A 15,455-nucleotide genomic window follows, 5' to 3' on the forward strand; every position below is an offset into this window, starting at 1 on the left:
CACCGAGTCTACGCACAGCACAGTGTGCTATACATTTACGGCTCGACCTTTGCGGCTGCTCACTTCGCCTACCACGTTTCACATGACAGTTTCGTTTGTACCTCGCTGATTAATCGCTTTCAGCGATTCTTCGCAGCTGCTTTGCTGAATCTCTTTCTGACCCGGTTCTGGCCCCGCAACAACAGACCCCCGCAAATGCGGGGGTCGCAATCACTGCTCGCGGCTCCGCAGGAAGCCACTCACGCAGAACCTGAGGACAGCGCACCGCGCTGTCATCGTCAGAAAGAACTTCAGTTTTCCTGAATCTCTTTCTGACCCGGTTCTGCCCACAGGGTATGGAAGGCACCGGGGGTGTCTACGCGACCATAGGTGTGGGCACCGAAGAGGTCGCGCTGGCCCTGAATCAGGGCGGCGGGCAGACGCTTGGAACGCAGACCGTCGTAATACGCGAGCGAGCTGGAGAACATAGGTACGGGAATGCCTGCTTCTGCGGCGCTGGCGACCACTCGTCGCCATGATTCCTGCGCATTCGCCACAGCCTTCTTGAAGAAGGGGTCGAAGAGCAGGGAACCGAAAGTCTCGGAGGAATCATAGGCGTCAGAGATACGGTTCAGGAACTTCGCCCTGATGATGCAGCCGCCACGCCAGATGCGCGCAACCGCGCCAAGATCAATGTTCCATCCGTATTGCTTGGCACCCTTCTCGATCTCGTTGAAGCCCTGCGCATACGCCACGATCTTTGAAGCGTAGAGCGCCTGACGAACATCCTCGATGAAGGCCTTTCGAGCGTCCTCATCCTTGAACTTCGCTGCGAATGCACCCTCGGGATCAGGACCTTCCAGACCCTTGGCAGCCGCCTCCTCGCGGAGTGCCGCCTCTGAGGACAGACCGCGAGCGAACACCGCTTCACCGATACCCGTGACGGGGGTGCCCAATGCCAATGCGGTCTGCACCGTCCAGGTGCCCGTGCCCTTCATCCCGGCCTGATCCACGACGATGTCGATGAACGGCTTGCCGGTCTTCTCATCGGTATGCCCAAGGACCTCGGCGGTAATCTCGATGAGATACGAATTCAGGTCGCCCTTGTTCCACTCGGCGAAGACATCGGCGATTTGCGCAGGCTCCATGGCCAGTCCGCGACGCAAGAGGTCATAGCTTTCGGCGATGACCTGCATATCCGCATACTCGATGCCGTTATGCACCATCTTGACGAAATGACCGGCACCATCGGTACCGATATGGGTCACGCACGGTTCGCCTTCGGCGACAGCTGCGATACTCTTCAAAATCGGTCCGAGAGTCTTCCACGACTCATCGGTTCCACCTGGCATCATCGAAGGTCCCTTGAGGGCGCCCTCCTCGCCACCGGAAATGCCGCACCCGACAAAGTGCAGACCCCGTGCGCGAATATCCTTCTCGCGTCGGATGGTGTCCTCGAAATAGGCATTGCCGCCATCGACGATGATATCGCCGGGTTCCATGGCATCCGCCAATTCGTTGATCACCGCATCGGTGGGTGCACCGGCCTTGACCATGATGATGGCGGTGCGGGGTTTCGCCAGTGAAGCGACGAAGTCCTTCACCGTCTCGGCAGGAATGAACTTACCTTCGGAACCATGCTCAGCAATCAGCGCCTCGGTACGTGAGTAGTGGCGATTGTATACGGCAACGGTATTGCCGTGGTGCGCCAGATTTCTCGAAAGGCTCGCGCCCATGGCCGCAAGACCCACAACTCCGATATTCGCTAGTTCTTCACTCATGCCATACCCTTTCAATCGACGACATTCGTTGTACTCGCATTTGGGAAGCCCTCAACGGCAGCATCCACGAACGCATACTCAAAAACAGTCTATTGCCCACACGGAACAGGCACCGATGCGTTCACAATTCGCGCAAGGAATATTCGCCTGTCTGATTGGATGCGACAAGCATCTGATCGTTGTGCAACTCCTGCCAGCCATCCTCGGAATGCTGCTCGAAGCCGGACGACGCGACAACCACACCGGACGCGCCGTCGGCCTCATCACGAATGTTCCTGTACCTGATCACCCGGTAGTCGGCGACATAGTCGGACTGATCATAGCGTTCGTAGATATCTGCGATGCGGGGCGGGGTATCGGTGCGTCCCGAAGCTCTGAGGCAGACCAGTTCGTCCGCACTTTGCACCATGCAGTTGTACGAGGATTTCGGATAGAAGATTCGCAGGTCCGCAACCGCCTGGGCGACCGACTGCGCGAGGGTCAATCCCTGCGCGACGTGCTGCAAGACCACCGAGAAGAATATCGCCGAATCGCTCTTGCCGCCTGTTTCCAGCAGCAGGTCCTCGTCGATGTCGAAATCCCTGTTGTCGACGATGTTGCGGCCCTCATCATCGCTGATATCCCCATTGTGGATGAAGCTGAGACCATTGGCGAAGAACGGCTGCTGGTTCTCCAGTATCAGGGGCAGATTCGATGATGCCAGTCGCAGATGATAGAGGCCTCCACGAGCGCCGCAATCGACCATCGTATCGAAGGTGGGATCGAAATGTGCGGCGACCGTGGAACGGTACACATTCGAAGCGGTCTCCGGCGTGGGAGCCCCGCCATCGCGTCGATGCGCCCCTTCCGGAGGCTGCGACAACAGGGATGCTCCCCACCCGTCGTTGTGAATTCTGGAAACCGAGCGGAACTGCGCCACATCGGTCTCGCCTATGATGTCCTTCAGGCTCAGATTAATGCCGTTGGTGGCATACCCCAATAATCTGCACATATCAATTCACTCTAACGCATCAATTTTCGCCGTGTCGTCATATCTCACGTTCTCGGCGAAGAGTTCCTATTCGGTTTTGGCCGGCTGTTGCGCATCGTCCTTGGAGACCTTGGACAGATCCTTCACGGCATCGACCTTGGCCTCTTTCTTGGCCTCCTGCAACATGGCCTGTTGGCGTTTGGTTCTGCGCAACGCCACCCGCTGCAGGCGTGGAACGCGCCGCGTCGTGACGAAGAGCGGCTGAACCTCGACAATTGGATTGTATGGAGCCAGACCGAACCATTTCACCGGCGACCCCGCCACATGACGAATCGCATATTTCACCTGCAAAGCCATGGTTCTGCCGGTAGTGATCTTTGATTCCGGCATAAGAGCCTTGTGGATCAGAATGTACTTGATGGTGCCGATCTGAGGGTCCTCGTCCACCTTGGGGTACACGGAGGTCTGCGGCGGCAACTCACCGCTGTCTATCAGCTCATGCATGATCTGGTGCAGGTAGGTCGCCACATTCTGGTCGACTTTGAATCCAAGACGCATACGCACCCGGTACAGATAGTTGGTACCGAAGTTCTCCACCGAATAATCCCGTGTGAAGGGATCGTCCGTGGTCTGCACGGACACCGCCCACCAGGCTCTGGCGCGCTTGGGATGGTCAGCGAAGATGGAGAAGAAGATGTCGGTGTCGAGTCGGCACATCTCGGTGTCAGAAGTCAGGTAGACGAGATTATCCGCATAATAGGGCACTCTGAAATCGTTGTGCAGCATGTCCAAAGCGGGCAGGCACTCCTTGGGAGCCATATGCCGACGCTGCGAGCGCTCGACCTTGGTGCCCTCGTTCCAGGTGTACATGATGAACAATATGGCGAGGGTGAGCAGCATGGTGAACCAGCCACCGTGCAGGAACTTCGCCATGGAGGCGAGGAAGAACAGCGTCTGTATCGCGATGAAGACGACGGTGAACACCACGGCCCAGAACTTGCTGCCGTTGAACCATATGTACACTCCAAGCAGCACGGTCGTCGTAATCATCGTAATGGTCAGCGCCAAACCGTATGCGGCGGCGATGTGTTCGGAATCCCTGAAGATTCCCAGAACCGTCAAGGTCGCGGCGCATAGCACCATGTTGACGACGGGGATGTACAGCTGCCCTCGGGTTCGTGCAGGGTATCGCACCTGCAGATGCGGCATCCAATTCAGGCCGGTGGCCTCGGACACCATCGTGAAAGCACCGGTAATCAATGCCTGCGAAGCGATGACGCCTGCCGTCACCGAAAGCACCACGGCGACGTACCGGACGTTCGGATTCATCATCTGGAAGAAAGGATTGAGGTTCTGAATGTTTTTCAGGTCCGGATTGTTCCGGTTGTTGAGCATCCAGGCACCCTGGCCGAAGTAGTTCAGCACCAGGGCGATTTTGATGAAGGGCCAGGTGATGTAGATATTGCCACGTCCGACATGACCCATATCCGAGTACAAGGCCTCGGCTCCGGTCGTCGAAAGGAACACCGTTCCCATAATGGCCAGTCCTGCGACGTTACCCGAGCTGAAGAGGAATCGTATGCCATAGAGAGGATTGAGGGCCTCGAACACGGTCCAGTCGTTCCCGAGATTCGCCATGCCGACCACGGCCAGGAAGGCGAACCATATCATCACGACGGTGCCGAATACCTTGCCGATGCGCTCCGTGCCCCTTGATTGCACTGAGAACAGAATCAGAATCACCACGACGGTAATCATCAGGGTGAGATTCTCGTTGTCATTGAAGATCGGTTCAAGCACCGGGAGGGTTTTCAGACCTTCGACTGCCGAGGATATGGACACCGCCGGAGTCAGCACGGAATCAGCCAGGAAGGCCGCTCCCCCAAGCATCGCGGGTATGACGAGCCATTTGGCATGACGCCTCACCAGGCTGTACAGAGCGAAAATGCCACCTTCACCCTTGTTGTCGATGCGCATCGCGATGAGCACGTATTTCACCGTGGTGATCAGCGTAATCGACCAGAACACCAAGGACAGCATGCCCAACACGGCAGGACGGTCGGTATTGGCGATGCCGCCCTGACCGCTCAGGAATGTCTGGGACATATAGAGCGGCGAGGTACCGATATCCCCATACACCACACCGAGAGCGACGATGGCCATGGAAATGCTCACCTTGTCCGGCGAGCTCTGAATCTTGATCCACAGACGTCCCAATGGTCCCCTGTTGGAAGCCTTCTTACGCTGGGCGGCAAGCTTCATGGCCTCTTTGCGCTTGGCTTTTAGCGCGATGCGCTCTTCTCTGGTACGAGCCTGATGCGAGACCTTCGGCGCTTTGGTGATGCTCTCTGCGGGGAGGATGGAATCCTCCACCACTGGCTTGGCGACCGGCTTAGCGGTCTTTCCGGCCGCTGCGGATTGATTCACGTCGGCATCGACAGCGGCACCGTCTGCAACGTCGGCATCCTCGGTGGCCGTATGGCCCCCGGCTGTTGCCTTGGACACGTCACCCTGTGCACCAGACGGCCCCTTGCCCTCACGGGATAAGTCGTGGTCGGATTCGTCGGCATTCCCCTGATTTCCGGTGCTAATCTCACCGTCAAAAGGCTGTGCCTCGTTCTTCTTCTTAGACATACACTCCTCCAGTGGCAGGTCGAGCGCTCTGCCTACATGTTTTCCACACGTCGGCATTACGTTAGCACCAGTGGTGCACACTATCTACCCGAAAACTTCACAGTTGCCTCAAAGCACTGGGATTCCAATGATTTTTGCATTTCCCCTCAGGCTAAGTCATGCCGGGGCACTCTGCCTGAATCACTATGAACGATTCGCTGACAAAGCTACGGTGAGACACCGCTGACGCCTAGAATCCGTACACTTCACGGGTGGTTTCCCTGGTAGCCGCCGCAACTGCGTCTATGGGCATATCGAGCGTATCCGCCATGGCTCTCAAGGTGTAGGGAATCATATACGGCGCATTGGTGCGCCCGCGATACGGCATCGGCGTCAGATATGGAGCATCCGTCTCCACCATGGCATGATCCAGCCCGACGATTGCCAGCGACTCCCTGATGCCTTCGTTGCCCTTATAGGACACGGTTCCGGAGAAGCTTAGATACCAGCCTCGCTCTTTCGCCACTTCGGCCATCTGCGCGTCGCCTGAATATGAATGAAACACCGTTTTCCTGGGGGCGCCATCGCGTATCAGGGTTTCCATCACCTCGCGATGGGCATCTCGATCGTGAATCTGCATCGGCAGGTCGAGCTCCTTCGCCAACGCGATATGCTCGCGGAAAGCCTGCCGCTGCAACTCCTTGGCATCCTCACCAGTCCGGAACAGGTCCATGCCGGTTTCACCGATGGCCACGACCTGCTCAGGGTAGGCGAGAGCCAGTCGATGCACTTCGGCCACAGCCTGTTCCATATCCACATCGTGCCAGCTCTGGTATCGCACCGGCAATCCATCCGGACCGGCGGCACCGTGGTGTCCATGCAGCACGGCTTCGTTGGGATGAATAGCCAACGCCGTCCAAACCTGCCCTGGATGGGCGAGCGCCAAGTCAACGGCGGTTTGCAGATGGGGAAGCTCGCACCCTACGTCGATGATTTTGCGGACACCCACTGTCGCGGCGTCTTCGAGCATCCGGTCGACCGACAGGACCGGAACCTCGGCCTGGCCCCTATCACGAGCCTCCTTGGCCATTGACTCCGCGAAGGGGACGACCGAGGCGAGATGGGTGTGATCGTCCACCACCTCGATATCGGGGTTCAACGGTTCAGGCGCAGGCGCCCAGCTGCGGTTGCGATGATGCTTGCTCATACTTCCCGCACACTACACCCGTGGCCATCCTTGCACTAACGGCAAGAAGGCCACGAATGCCGTGTCTAGCGCTCCTTGAGCAGTTCCTCGCCACCATTGGCCACGCGAATCATCGAATACTGCGACTCGTAGAGCCTGAAATAGGCCTGCTTCAGAGCGAGAAGCTCATCGTGCGAACCGTGCTCGACGATTTGCCCATGGTCGATGTAGAAAATTTCATCCGCGTTCTCGATGGTCGAAAGCCGGTGAGCGATGATGAAGGAGGTACGGCCCTTCAGCAGATGATTCAATCCCGCTTGCAGCGCCTCTTCGGTACGCGTGTCGATATTGCTGGTCGCCTCGTCCAATATGAGAATACGAGGATCGGCCAACAGCACTCTGGCGAAGGCGATGAGCTGACGCTGCCCTGCGGAAAGCGTGGCACCGCGTTCCTCGACCACGGTGTCGTATCCGTTGGGCATCTCCATGATGAACTCGTGTGCGTGCACGGCCTTCGCCGCGGCCTGAATCTCCTCATCCGTGGCGTCCAGCTTGCCGTAGCGGATATTGTCGCGGATGTTCCCCGAGAAGATGAAGGTATCCTGCAGCATCACGCCCATCTGCTGACGCAAGGACGCCAAAGTGACATCCCGCACGTCATAGCCGTCGATGGTCACCGAACCTTCCGAGACGTCATAGAAACGCGACAGCAGGTTGATGATGGTGGTCTTCCCCGCACCGGTGGGGCCGACCAAGGCGACGGTGCGACCGGGCTCAACATGGAAGTCCACCAGGTTCAGGATGTTGCGACCGCCGTCCTCGTACCTGAACACCACATCGTTGAAGTCCACCTTCCCGCGAATCTGCGGCAGTGTGGCCGCTCCCGGCTTGTCCTGAATTTCGGGGACCACATCGAGGGTCTCGAAGATGCGCTCAAGGTAGGCGGAGCAGGTGATGAGCTGGTTGTAGAAGTTGCCGATGTTGATGACGGGATTCCAGAAGTTGTTCGCATAGCCGACAAAAGCGACCAGAACGCCGGTGCTGACATTGACCCCTCCGAAGCCCATAATGCCCACATAGTAGATGAAGGCGATGGTCATCGTGGAGATGTTCTGCACCCCCGGCCACATCAGGAACTGGATGTGCACGGCCGTCATCCAGGATTTGCGAACCTCTCCCTGCTGCTCCTGGAAGGTCTCGTACTGGGTCTGTTCGCGGGCGAAGGTCTGCGTGGTCTTCACACCGGCAATCGACTCATGGATGTAGGCGTTGAGATTGCTCTGCTTGTTGGAGAGCTTCTGGTAGGCCTTCCGTTGGAAATACTGCAGCACCCTGACCCAGATGATGAGCACGGGGAAGAGTATCAGGGACCACAACGTCAACCGCCAATCGATTACCGCCATCACCACAAGCGTGATGATGAAGGTGAACACATCGGAGATGACGTTGATCAGACCGGAGCTCAAGGTATCCGACAGGGTGTTCACGTAGTTGACCACACGGATGAGAATCTTGCCGTGCGGACGCGAGTCGAAGTACGAGAACGGGAGCGTCTGGATATGCGAGAACAGGTCACGCCTCATGTCCTTGAGCATCAACTGGCCCACACGTGTGATGGAAACCGTGCGATACCTCAGGCAGAGCTCATAGAGGATTATGGCGGCAAGAAAAACGCCGCCGAGAATCAGCAGTTGGGTAATGTCCTTGTTGGGAATGACCGTATCGATGATGATTTTGATCAGGTACGGGACCGCGACGAGGATGCTGCTCATCAGCACCACTACGGCGAGTATTCTGACGACCTGACCGAGATATGGCTTCAGATACACCCCGACGCGCAGGATGTCGCGGAAATTGATCTGCTCTTCGAGCTCCTCATCCTCGCGGAAGGTGTTCCGGCGCTGATTGTTGTGCACTGCGGTCTCTGCGGCCGCCTCATGCCTTTTTGCACTGTGTCGTCGTGCCATCTGCATGCCTTACTCCTCGAAACCTGCTGATTGACCGGATTGCAAGCCAAGCTGCTTGCGGTAGATCTCCCAATATCGCCCGTGCGCTTCCACGAGTTCCTGATGCGTCCCCTGCTCGACGATTGCGCCGTGCTCGAGCACCACGATCAGATCGGCATCCTTGACGGAGGAAATTCTATGGGCGATGGTGATGATGGTCTTCTTGGTTTCCAACTCACCGAGATGCCGCTGAATTTCGGCCTCCGTCTCCATATCGACGGCGGATGTGGTGTCGTCCATCACCAGGATGGAGGGATCGTCGGCAAGTGCCCGAGCCAGGCTCAGACGTTGCTTCTGACCACCGGAAAGCCCCACTCCGCGTTCGCCGACGACGGTGTTGTACCCTTCGGGCATGCCCTGGATGAAGCCGTCCGCACCCGCGATGGCCGCAACCCGGCTCACATACTCGTCATCGCTGATGGTGGCGCCGAAAGCGATGTTGCCTCCGATGGTGTCCGAGAACAGGAAGGTATCCTGCGCGACGATGCTGACCTGGGAACGCAGAGTCGCCAGCGGCCAATCCCTGGCATCGATGCCGTCGATCAGCACATGTCCGACCGTCGGATCGTAGAAACGCGAGATCATGCTCACCAAGGTGGACTTTCCCGAACCCGTCTCGCCGAGTATGCCCAGCTTCGAACCTGCAGGGACGAAGAAGTCGAGATCCTTGAGAATCGGAGTCTCGGGGTCATCCGGGAAAGCGAAACTGACATGGTCGAAACGAATTTCGCCGCCGATGCGTTCGGGGGTTTTGACGTCGGAATGGCTGATTTTCGCCAGCAATGCGTTGGCATGCTCCACCGATGACTCCGCGTCCGGACGCTCGACGATACGCGAACGCGATGTGAGGAGGCGACGGATTTTGATGCATGAGGCGTTGAAGCGCTGAATGTCGTTGATCAGCCAGCCGGACTGACGTACCGGCCCGTCGATCATCCACAGGAAGCTGTCGAAGGCCACCAGATCGCCGAGGGTCATCATGTTCTCGATGACCAGCCAACCTCCGAAAATCAGGATGATGAGCTGAAGCATGAAGGAGGAACCGTCGAGCCACGGCATGTATCGACGGCTGTTGTAGGCAAGCTTCATATTGCGCTGCATGTAGTCGTCGTTGTGCTCGTCGAATTTTTCCGTCTCGAAGGGCTCGCGGACGAAGGCTTTGACCACACGGTTGCCTTCGATGTTCTCCTCGACCATCGAATTCAGACGAGCGAGCGAGTTGCGGATGTCGAAGAACAGCGGATGGGCGTGGCTCGCCAGCGCCCGGGTGAAGAAGAACAGGAATGGCGTCACACAGGCCAGAGCCAGTGCCAGACGCCAGTCAATGGTGACCATGACGCAGAGCGAACCCACGAAGAGTATGACGCAGTCGGCGACGTTGTAGGTCACCCAGGACAGGAAGTGGCGGATGGCATCGGTGTCCGAAGTCATCCGGCTCATGATGTCACCGATTCTGGTGTGATTGAAGTAGGTGAAGTCCAGGCTGTGCAGCTTCTCGTATTCATCGGACACCAGCCGGTAGATGGCGTTCTGGCCGAAACGTTCCATGAACATCTGGTATCCGTACCGGACCGCCGTACGTACCGCCGTCACCGCGATCATCGTGAAACACAGTTGGGGCAGACGGTCATGATGACCTTGAATGATGACCTGGTCAACGATCATGCCCGCGAGCAGCGGCATGATCATCACCAGCACCTTGTCGATGATGAACAGCACCACCACGGCGGCGATCCGTGGAAGGTCTGGCTTGCAGTATGGCAGTATCCAGCGCATGTTGCCGGCCTGCTGATTGGTATTGGGATCGACGTACATCAGGGATGGACCCTCGCGTTCCTTGTTGCTCTCCGTTACCCGGTTCTCTCCGGGATTCCCCGCCCGTTTCACAAAGGAACTGCTGGAATCATCCCCAAAACATTCCCCGTTGAATACGTAAGCTCGCAACATTCTATGCGAGTGAATATCCATTTCAACCGCTTCGGCTTTCGGCGTGTTTCCACGCCGTGTCGTCAGGCATTCCAAACGTCTTCGTCACATTCCGCACGGCGCGAGGGCACGTCGAATACAGGGGCGCAAGGTACAGGACGGACGGTGCAGCAGCACAACTTTTGGGAGAAGCACGACGTGTGCGGGAACACAATGGGGCGGAAAGACAACGGGGTCAGAAAAAGGATAAGCCCGGTGGAGGGAGCCACCGGGCTTTAGAGAAGAGAGAAGAAGGGTTCAATTATGGGGTTCTGGGATGAACCTCGCCAACGTGGTATCTGCTGACATCTCTTATATAACCAACGCTTTCTTGGAGATATGATGCGTTAGCCTCAAAGAACTCTGAGAATCTTGTAACCACAATGTGCGCATCCTGGCCATCATGGCGTAATGGTTCTCTGCCACGGTCCGCATCGACGCAGGGTCGGGCAGCCCCATCCGGGCGGCAGGAGAACACGTCCGCCGCCCGGCATGAAACAGGGTTACTTCACCGTATCCTTGTCGCCGCCCTTCAGTTTGGCTTGTTCCTTCGCCAGCCTTTCGGCTTCCTTGGCCTGACGGGCGTCGAGCTCGCTCTGGAAACGGTCGAGCTCCTCCTGCACGGCTTCTTTCGGGATTTTCGCGAAGATCGGCGTGGGCTTGGCAATCGGCGTTCCATCGACTATCGCTTCGCGCTTCCAGGGATGCACGTTCTCACCCAAGCGGTACCGTCCCGTGATGATCGGATAGTGGAATCCGGGCTTATCCAGATCTTCGACTTCCTCGATATGCGGCAATGGGGAGAACACTCCGGTGCCGCCCATCGTTTCATGCACGCGCTGGGCCGAATGCGGAAGGAATGGCGCCAGAAGGGTGTTGGCATCGACTACCGCCTGCGCCGCGGTATGCAGCACGGCAGCCAGGCGCTGCTCGTCATCCTTGATCTTCCAAGGTTCCATGGCCGAGATGTACCGGTTGATCGCCCCCACGGTCGTCATCGCCTCGCTAAGCGCCGCTTTCTGACGATGATGCTCGATAAGATCGCCCACCGTATCGAAAGCCTTGCCTGTGACCTCGAGCAAAGCTCTATCCTCATCCTGCAATGTGGAAGAATCCACTTCGGGGATTCGACCGAAATCCTTGTTCAGCAGATTGGCGACCCTGTTGACCAGGTTGCCCCAGCTGGCAGCAAGCTCTTCATTGTTGTGACGGACGAATTCGGCCCAGGTGAAATCGGCGTCGGAGTTTTCAGGCCCTGCAATGGAAATGTAGTATCTCACCGCATCGACCTGATAGCGGGCGAGAATATCCTTGACGTATATCACGATGCCGCGTGAAGAGCTGAACTTCTTGCCTTCCATCGACAGGAACTCGCTGGCGACGACCTCCTCGGGGAGGTTCAACTTGCCGAAGTCGCCGTTCTGGCCGCCCTTCGAACCTTCACCGTCATAGGCGAGCAGCTCTGAAGGCCAGATCTGGGAATGGAAGGTGATGTTGTCCTTGCCCATGAAATAGTAACCGGGAGCCTCGGGATCATTCCACCACTTACGCCACGCCTCCGGATCGCCCTGCCTGCGCGCCCATTCGATGGAAGCCGAAAGATAGCCAATAACCGCATCGAACCACACGTACAGCTTCTTGTTCGGGTTATCGATCCACCCATCGACCGGAACGGGAATGCCCCAATCGATATCCCTCGTGATGGCACGCGGTTTGACTTCCTTGAACAGGCCGATAGAGAAGTTGATGACGTTGGTACGCCACCCCTCACGACTTTTCAGCCACTTCAGATTCGCTTCCGCCAATGCTGGCAGATCCAGGAAGAAATGCTCGGTTTCCTCGAAAATCGGGGTTTCGCCGTTGATCTTGGACACGGGATTGATGAGTTCGTCCGGATCGAGCTCATTGCCGCAGTTGTCGCACTGATCGCCACGAGCGCCGGATGCGCCGCAAATCGGGCAGGTCCCCTCGATGTACCGGTCGGGCAGTGTCCTGCCGGTGGACGGGGAGATGGCCACCTGCTGCTTGTCCTTGTATATATAGCCGTTGGCAAGGCACTGGGTAAACATCTCCTGTACCACATGCTCGTGGTTTGCCGTGGTGGTTCTGGTGAACAGGTCATAGCTCAGACCCAAATCGCACAGATCCTTGGCGATAACACGGTTATAGCGGTCAGCCAGCTGTTGCGGAGTGACGCCCTCGGCTTCGGCCTGAACCAGAATCGGCGTGCCGTGTTCATCGGTACCCGACACCATGAGGACGTCGTTGCCCTTCATGCGTTCGTAACGCGCGTAGACATCCGATGGGACGCCGAAACCTGCGACGTGCCCGATATGACGTGGTCCGTTGGCGTAAGGCCATGCGACGGAAACAAGGATATGACTCATAATCCTTGATTATTGGCGGCGGCGAGGACAGCAAAGTTCACTCGGCAAGCCTCCATGGTGCTCGGGGGTGGATGCCTGCGCACCAAGCCTCAGATTCCAGGCCGGTTCCTTCTCGATATCCTGCTTTGCATCCGGCCCATGGATGGGTTTTGCCGCCAGGCAACGCCGATAAATACGAACAACTTGTCCACATTTCCACATATCAACATGGATTTTCGATGCTCGACCGTTTTTTGACGTATCTTCCCTTCATGGAGACAACATCACGCCGAAGCGCAAACGCACCGATTCGCACCACACGAATTCGCAGTGGGACGCCGACAAAGTCCCCACTGATCTTCACCAGGGATCTCCCCGGTCCGATGAGCATGCGTCGCTTATGCGACATGGGCATACTCATCCCTCTCGGTCATGAGAGCGCCTTTCTCAGCTCCGATGCGAGAACGCTGTTCGGCAGGGCAGCTATCGCCTCGGCACTGGTACCTACCGGTTCGGCCGCATGCGCATCACTCGCCGCATGGATATGGAACGGCGGGACCTTCCCCGACACCATCGACGTCATCTCCCGCTCGCATTATCGGGCACCGATATATGGACGGCTCATCCGCGTGTATAACCGCGCCGCCCCGCCGGATCACCTCAGACGCATGGGCAGACTGCTCGTCACCTCGCCCCTGCGCACAGCCTGCGATCTGGCATGCGACGAGCCCTCTGACCAGGATGCCGACATCCGAAGCACCATCCTCAAGCTGCTCCACCGCAACAAGCTGACGCCATCTTTTTGCCTCAAAATGCTGGACGATAACCCCCGCTGGCCCGGCCATGCCATAGGTGTAGCCATCTTCACCGATATGAAAGCGACCTTTGATACATGGAACGACCATGACTAAGCACCGTTCACCACACGATGCGCAACGGCGGCCAAGCCAATGGCTTGGGCGCGGCTTCGGTCAGCGGCTCGGGGAACGGCTCGGGAATCCTCTCGGACCGGGAGCGGAACACAGTCAGGCATCTCGTCAGACGAATCGACTCAAACAACTCTGCAACAAGGACACAGCCGACTGTGCCGCGGAACGCATAGACCGCCCCGGCATCGAAGACCGGCGACACGACGCAGCCCCCGGCCAAAGACGACCCGACGACGGCCACCCCGCTCAACTGTCACCGCCCACACCGCCCTTGCAGGCGATACCATCCACCGCTTGCAATCCCGAGACGCCCATAGCAACGCTTTGGGAATTCGCACGCCTGCACCCTCAGCTCAGAATGTGGATCGTGGCGAATCCTGCAGCGCCGCCCGAGTTGATGGAATACCTCTCACAGCAGGGAGGACCTGGGGTGGCGCACGCACTGTCGGTGCTGCTGGATTCCCTCGAATACGGCAGCATGACGAAAACCGACTAATGCTTCAACGCGAGCACCGCCGAGTAGATGTCCTTTCTGTTGGGCAAAGAACCATCGGGAAGAGGATGCTCCGCGACCACCTGGGCTATGGCCTCCTTGATGCGCAGACCGTTCTCCAACGCTCTGTCGATGGACAGCACCGCGAGATCCTCCACAGGCAAGGAAGCCGGTGCGGCAGCCATGGCCTCACCTTCAGACGCCCCGGCGACCACAAGCACCATCTCGCCTCGCGGCGGATTCTCCTCGATGGATTTCACGATGCCCGAAATCGTCGAACGACGAATCTCCTCATAGTCCTTGGTCAATTCGCGACATAACGCCATTGCACGGTTGGGACCGAAGGCATCCTGCAGATCCTTCATCGAATCACCGATACGATGCAGCGTTTCATAGAACACCATGGTGCGCTGCTCCGCCTGCATGGTTCTCAGATATTGCATACGTTCGGAATGCTTTCTAGGAAGAAAACCCTCGTAACAGAAGCGGTCCGTCGGCAGACCGGAAAGCGCGAGCGCATCGAGCACAGCACTCGGCCCCGGAGCGCAGGTCACAGGTATGCCGCGCTCGATGGCACGCCGGACTATCGCCAGTCCCGGATCATTGATGGTGGGCATTCCGGCATCCGACACCACCAGCACGCATGCACCACGCTCGACCTGATCGAGAAGCCCGTCGGATTTCTCCCGCTCATTGTGGTCATGGTAGGCAATCACCCTGCCGCCGACATGCACACCCAGACGATTCGCCAGATCGTACAGTCTACGGGTATCTTCAGCGGCCACGATATCGGCTTCCTGGAGCAGCGCGACAAGACGTGCCGACGCGTCATGGACATTGCCGATCGGCGTCGCGGCAAGCACCACCGTTCCTTGCGGCACCAGAGCCCGTGAAGCCGACGGCGTAGCCGAGGCGGCCTCGTTGCCGAATTCCTCCGACTCCGAGGTAACCGCATCCGAAGAAGCCGACACTGAGGAGGCAAGCCCGGAAGAAACCAGCCCGGAGGAAGATTGAGACGAGGACGACTGCGCTGCGACGGCTTCTCCATGATTTCCGGCACCCGACGACGCTTCCCCCGCGCGCGACGATGCATCGTTTTGTACAAATTGTTGTGTGGATTGGGCAGACTCGGTTTGCATAGCTCCAGTATCCCCTAATCTTGATGGT

At 57.8% G+C, this 15,455-nt stretch carries 10 protein-coding genes; 2 read left to right on the plus strand and 8 right to left on the minus strand.

Translation table 11 applies throughout. From position 1 onward, the window contains the following. Positions 1 to 290: 290 nt before the first annotated feature. The 7 genes from gnd to metG all read right to left on the minus strand — a co-directional run bounded on the left by gnd (position 291) and on the right by metG (position 12,887). The gene (gene gnd / locus DB51_RS09040) at positions 291 to 1,760 is read right to left on the minus strand and encodes an NADP-dependent phosphogluconate dehydrogenase (protein ID WP_034253351.1); all 1,470 of its coding nucleotides are present in this window, start codon (positions 1,758 to 1,760) and stop codon (positions 291 to 293) included. 121 nt (positions 1,761 to 1,881) lie between these two features. After that, positions 1,882 to 2,751, minus strand: a complete 870-nt coding sequence (locus DB51_RS09045; RefSeq protein WP_034253353.1) for a class II glutamine amidotransferase domain-containing protein — start codon at positions 2,749 to 2,751, stop codon at positions 1,882 to 1,884. 66 nt (positions 2,752 to 2,817) lie between these two features. Beyond that, positions 2,818 to 5,364, minus strand: a complete 2,547-nt coding sequence (locus tag DB51_RS09050; RefSeq protein WP_238548342.1) for a KUP/HAK/KT family potassium transporter — start codon at positions 5,362 to 5,364, stop codon at positions 2,818 to 2,820. 229 nt (positions 5,365 to 5,593) lie between these two features. Beyond that, complete coding sequence (locus DB51_RS09055) at positions 5,594 to 6,550, minus strand: TatD family hydrolase (RefSeq protein WP_034253355.1); 957 nt, start codon at positions 6,548 to 6,550, stop codon at positions 5,594 to 5,596. Positions 6,551 to 6,615: 65 nt separating this feature from the next. Next, positions 6,616 to 8,502: an ABC transporter ATP-binding protein gene (locus tag DB51_RS09060; RefSeq protein ID WP_238548343.1), complete on the minus strand. Its 1,887-nt coding sequence runs from the start codon at positions 8,500 to 8,502 to the stop codon at positions 6,616 to 6,618. A gap of 3 nt (positions 8,503 to 8,505) precedes the next feature. After that, on the minus strand, positions 8,506 to 10,350 hold the full coding sequence (locus tag DB51_RS09065) for an ABC transporter ATP-binding protein (protein WP_034254497.1): 1,845 nt from the start codon (positions 10,348 to 10,350) through the stop codon (positions 8,506 to 8,508). A 653-nt stretch (positions 10,351 to 11,003) separates the two neighbouring features. Continuing rightward, positions 11,004 to 12,887: a methionine--tRNA ligase gene (gene metG / locus DB51_RS09070; RefSeq protein ID WP_034253358.1), complete on the minus strand. Its 1,884-nt coding sequence runs from the start codon at positions 12,885 to 12,887 to the stop codon at positions 11,004 to 11,006. 251 nt (positions 12,888 to 13,138) lie between these two features. Between metG and DB51_RS09075 the strand changes: the two genes are divergently transcribed. Together DB51_RS09075 and DB51_RS10475 are read left to right on the plus strand one after the other, a co-directional pair. Beyond that, a complete protein-coding gene (locus DB51_RS09075) occupies positions 13,139 to 13,777 on the plus strand; it encodes a hypothetical protein (protein WP_156958300.1) in 639 nt (212 codons plus the stop codon). Next, positions 13,770 to 14,291: a variant leucine-rich repeat-containing protein gene (locus tag DB51_RS10475; protein ID WP_238548344.1), complete on the plus strand. Its 522-nt coding sequence runs from the start codon at positions 13,770 to 13,772 to the stop codon at positions 14,289 to 14,291. The genes DB51_RS09075 and DB51_RS10475 overlap by 8 nt, the downstream gene beginning before the upstream one ends. Here the strand turns inward: DB51_RS10475 and rsmI are convergent. Next, the gene (gene rsmI / locus DB51_RS09085; protein ID WP_238548345.1) at positions 14,288 to 15,427 is read right to left on the minus strand and encodes a 16S rRNA (cytidine(1402)-2'-O)-methyltransferase; all 1,140 of its coding nucleotides are present in this window, start codon (positions 15,425 to 15,427) and stop codon (positions 14,288 to 14,290) included. The two genes, DB51_RS10475 and rsmI, sit on opposite strands and share 4 nt — an antisense overlap. Between the last annotated feature and the right edge of the window lie 28 nt (positions 15,428 to 15,455).

Origin of the sequence: Bifidobacterium crudilactis (assembly GCF_000738005.1) — a bacterium.
Taxonomy (GTDB): domain Bacteria; phylum Actinomycetota; class Actinomycetes; order Actinomycetales; family Bifidobacteriaceae; genus Bombiscardovia; species Bombiscardovia crudilactis.

Excerpts from the sequence above, each read along its gene's own strand:
- gnd (WP_034253351.1), bottom strand. The coding sequence starts at position 1,760 with ATGAGTGAAGAACTAGCGAATATCGGAGTTGTGGGTCTTGCGGCCATG.
- DB51_RS09045 (WP_034253353.1), bottom strand. The coding sequence starts at position 2,751 with ATGTGCAGATTATTGGGGTATGCCACCAACGGCATTAATCTGAGCCTG.
- DB51_RS09050 (WP_238548342.1), bottom strand. The coding sequence starts at position 5,364 with ATGTCTAAGAAGAAGAACGAGGCACAGCCTTTTGACGGTGAGATTAGC.
- DB51_RS09055 (WP_034253355.1), bottom strand. The coding sequence starts at position 6,550 with ATGAGCAAGCATCATCGCAACCGCAGCTGGGCGCCTGCGCCTGAACCG.
- DB51_RS09060 (WP_238548343.1), bottom strand. The coding sequence starts at position 8,502 with ATGCAGATGGCACGACGACACAGTGCAAAAAGGCATGAGGCGGCCGCA.
- DB51_RS09065 (WP_034254497.1), bottom strand. The coding sequence starts at position 10,350 with ATGTACGTCGATCCCAATACCAATCAGCAGGCCGGCAACATGCGCTGG.
- metG (WP_034253358.1), bottom strand. The coding sequence starts at position 12,887 with ATGAGTCATATCCTTGTTTCCGTCGCATGGCCTTACGCCAACGGACCA.
- DB51_RS09075 (WP_156958300.1), top strand. The coding sequence starts at position 13,139 with ATGGAGACAACATCACGCCGAAGCGCAAACGCACCGATTCGCACCACA.
- DB51_RS10475 (WP_238548344.1), top strand. The coding sequence starts at position 13,770 with ATGACTAAGCACCGTTCACCACACGATGCGCAACGGCGGCCAAGCCAA.
- rsmI (WP_238548345.1), bottom strand. The coding sequence starts at position 15,427 with ATGCAAACCGAGTCTGCCCAATCCACACAACAATTTGTACAAAACGAT.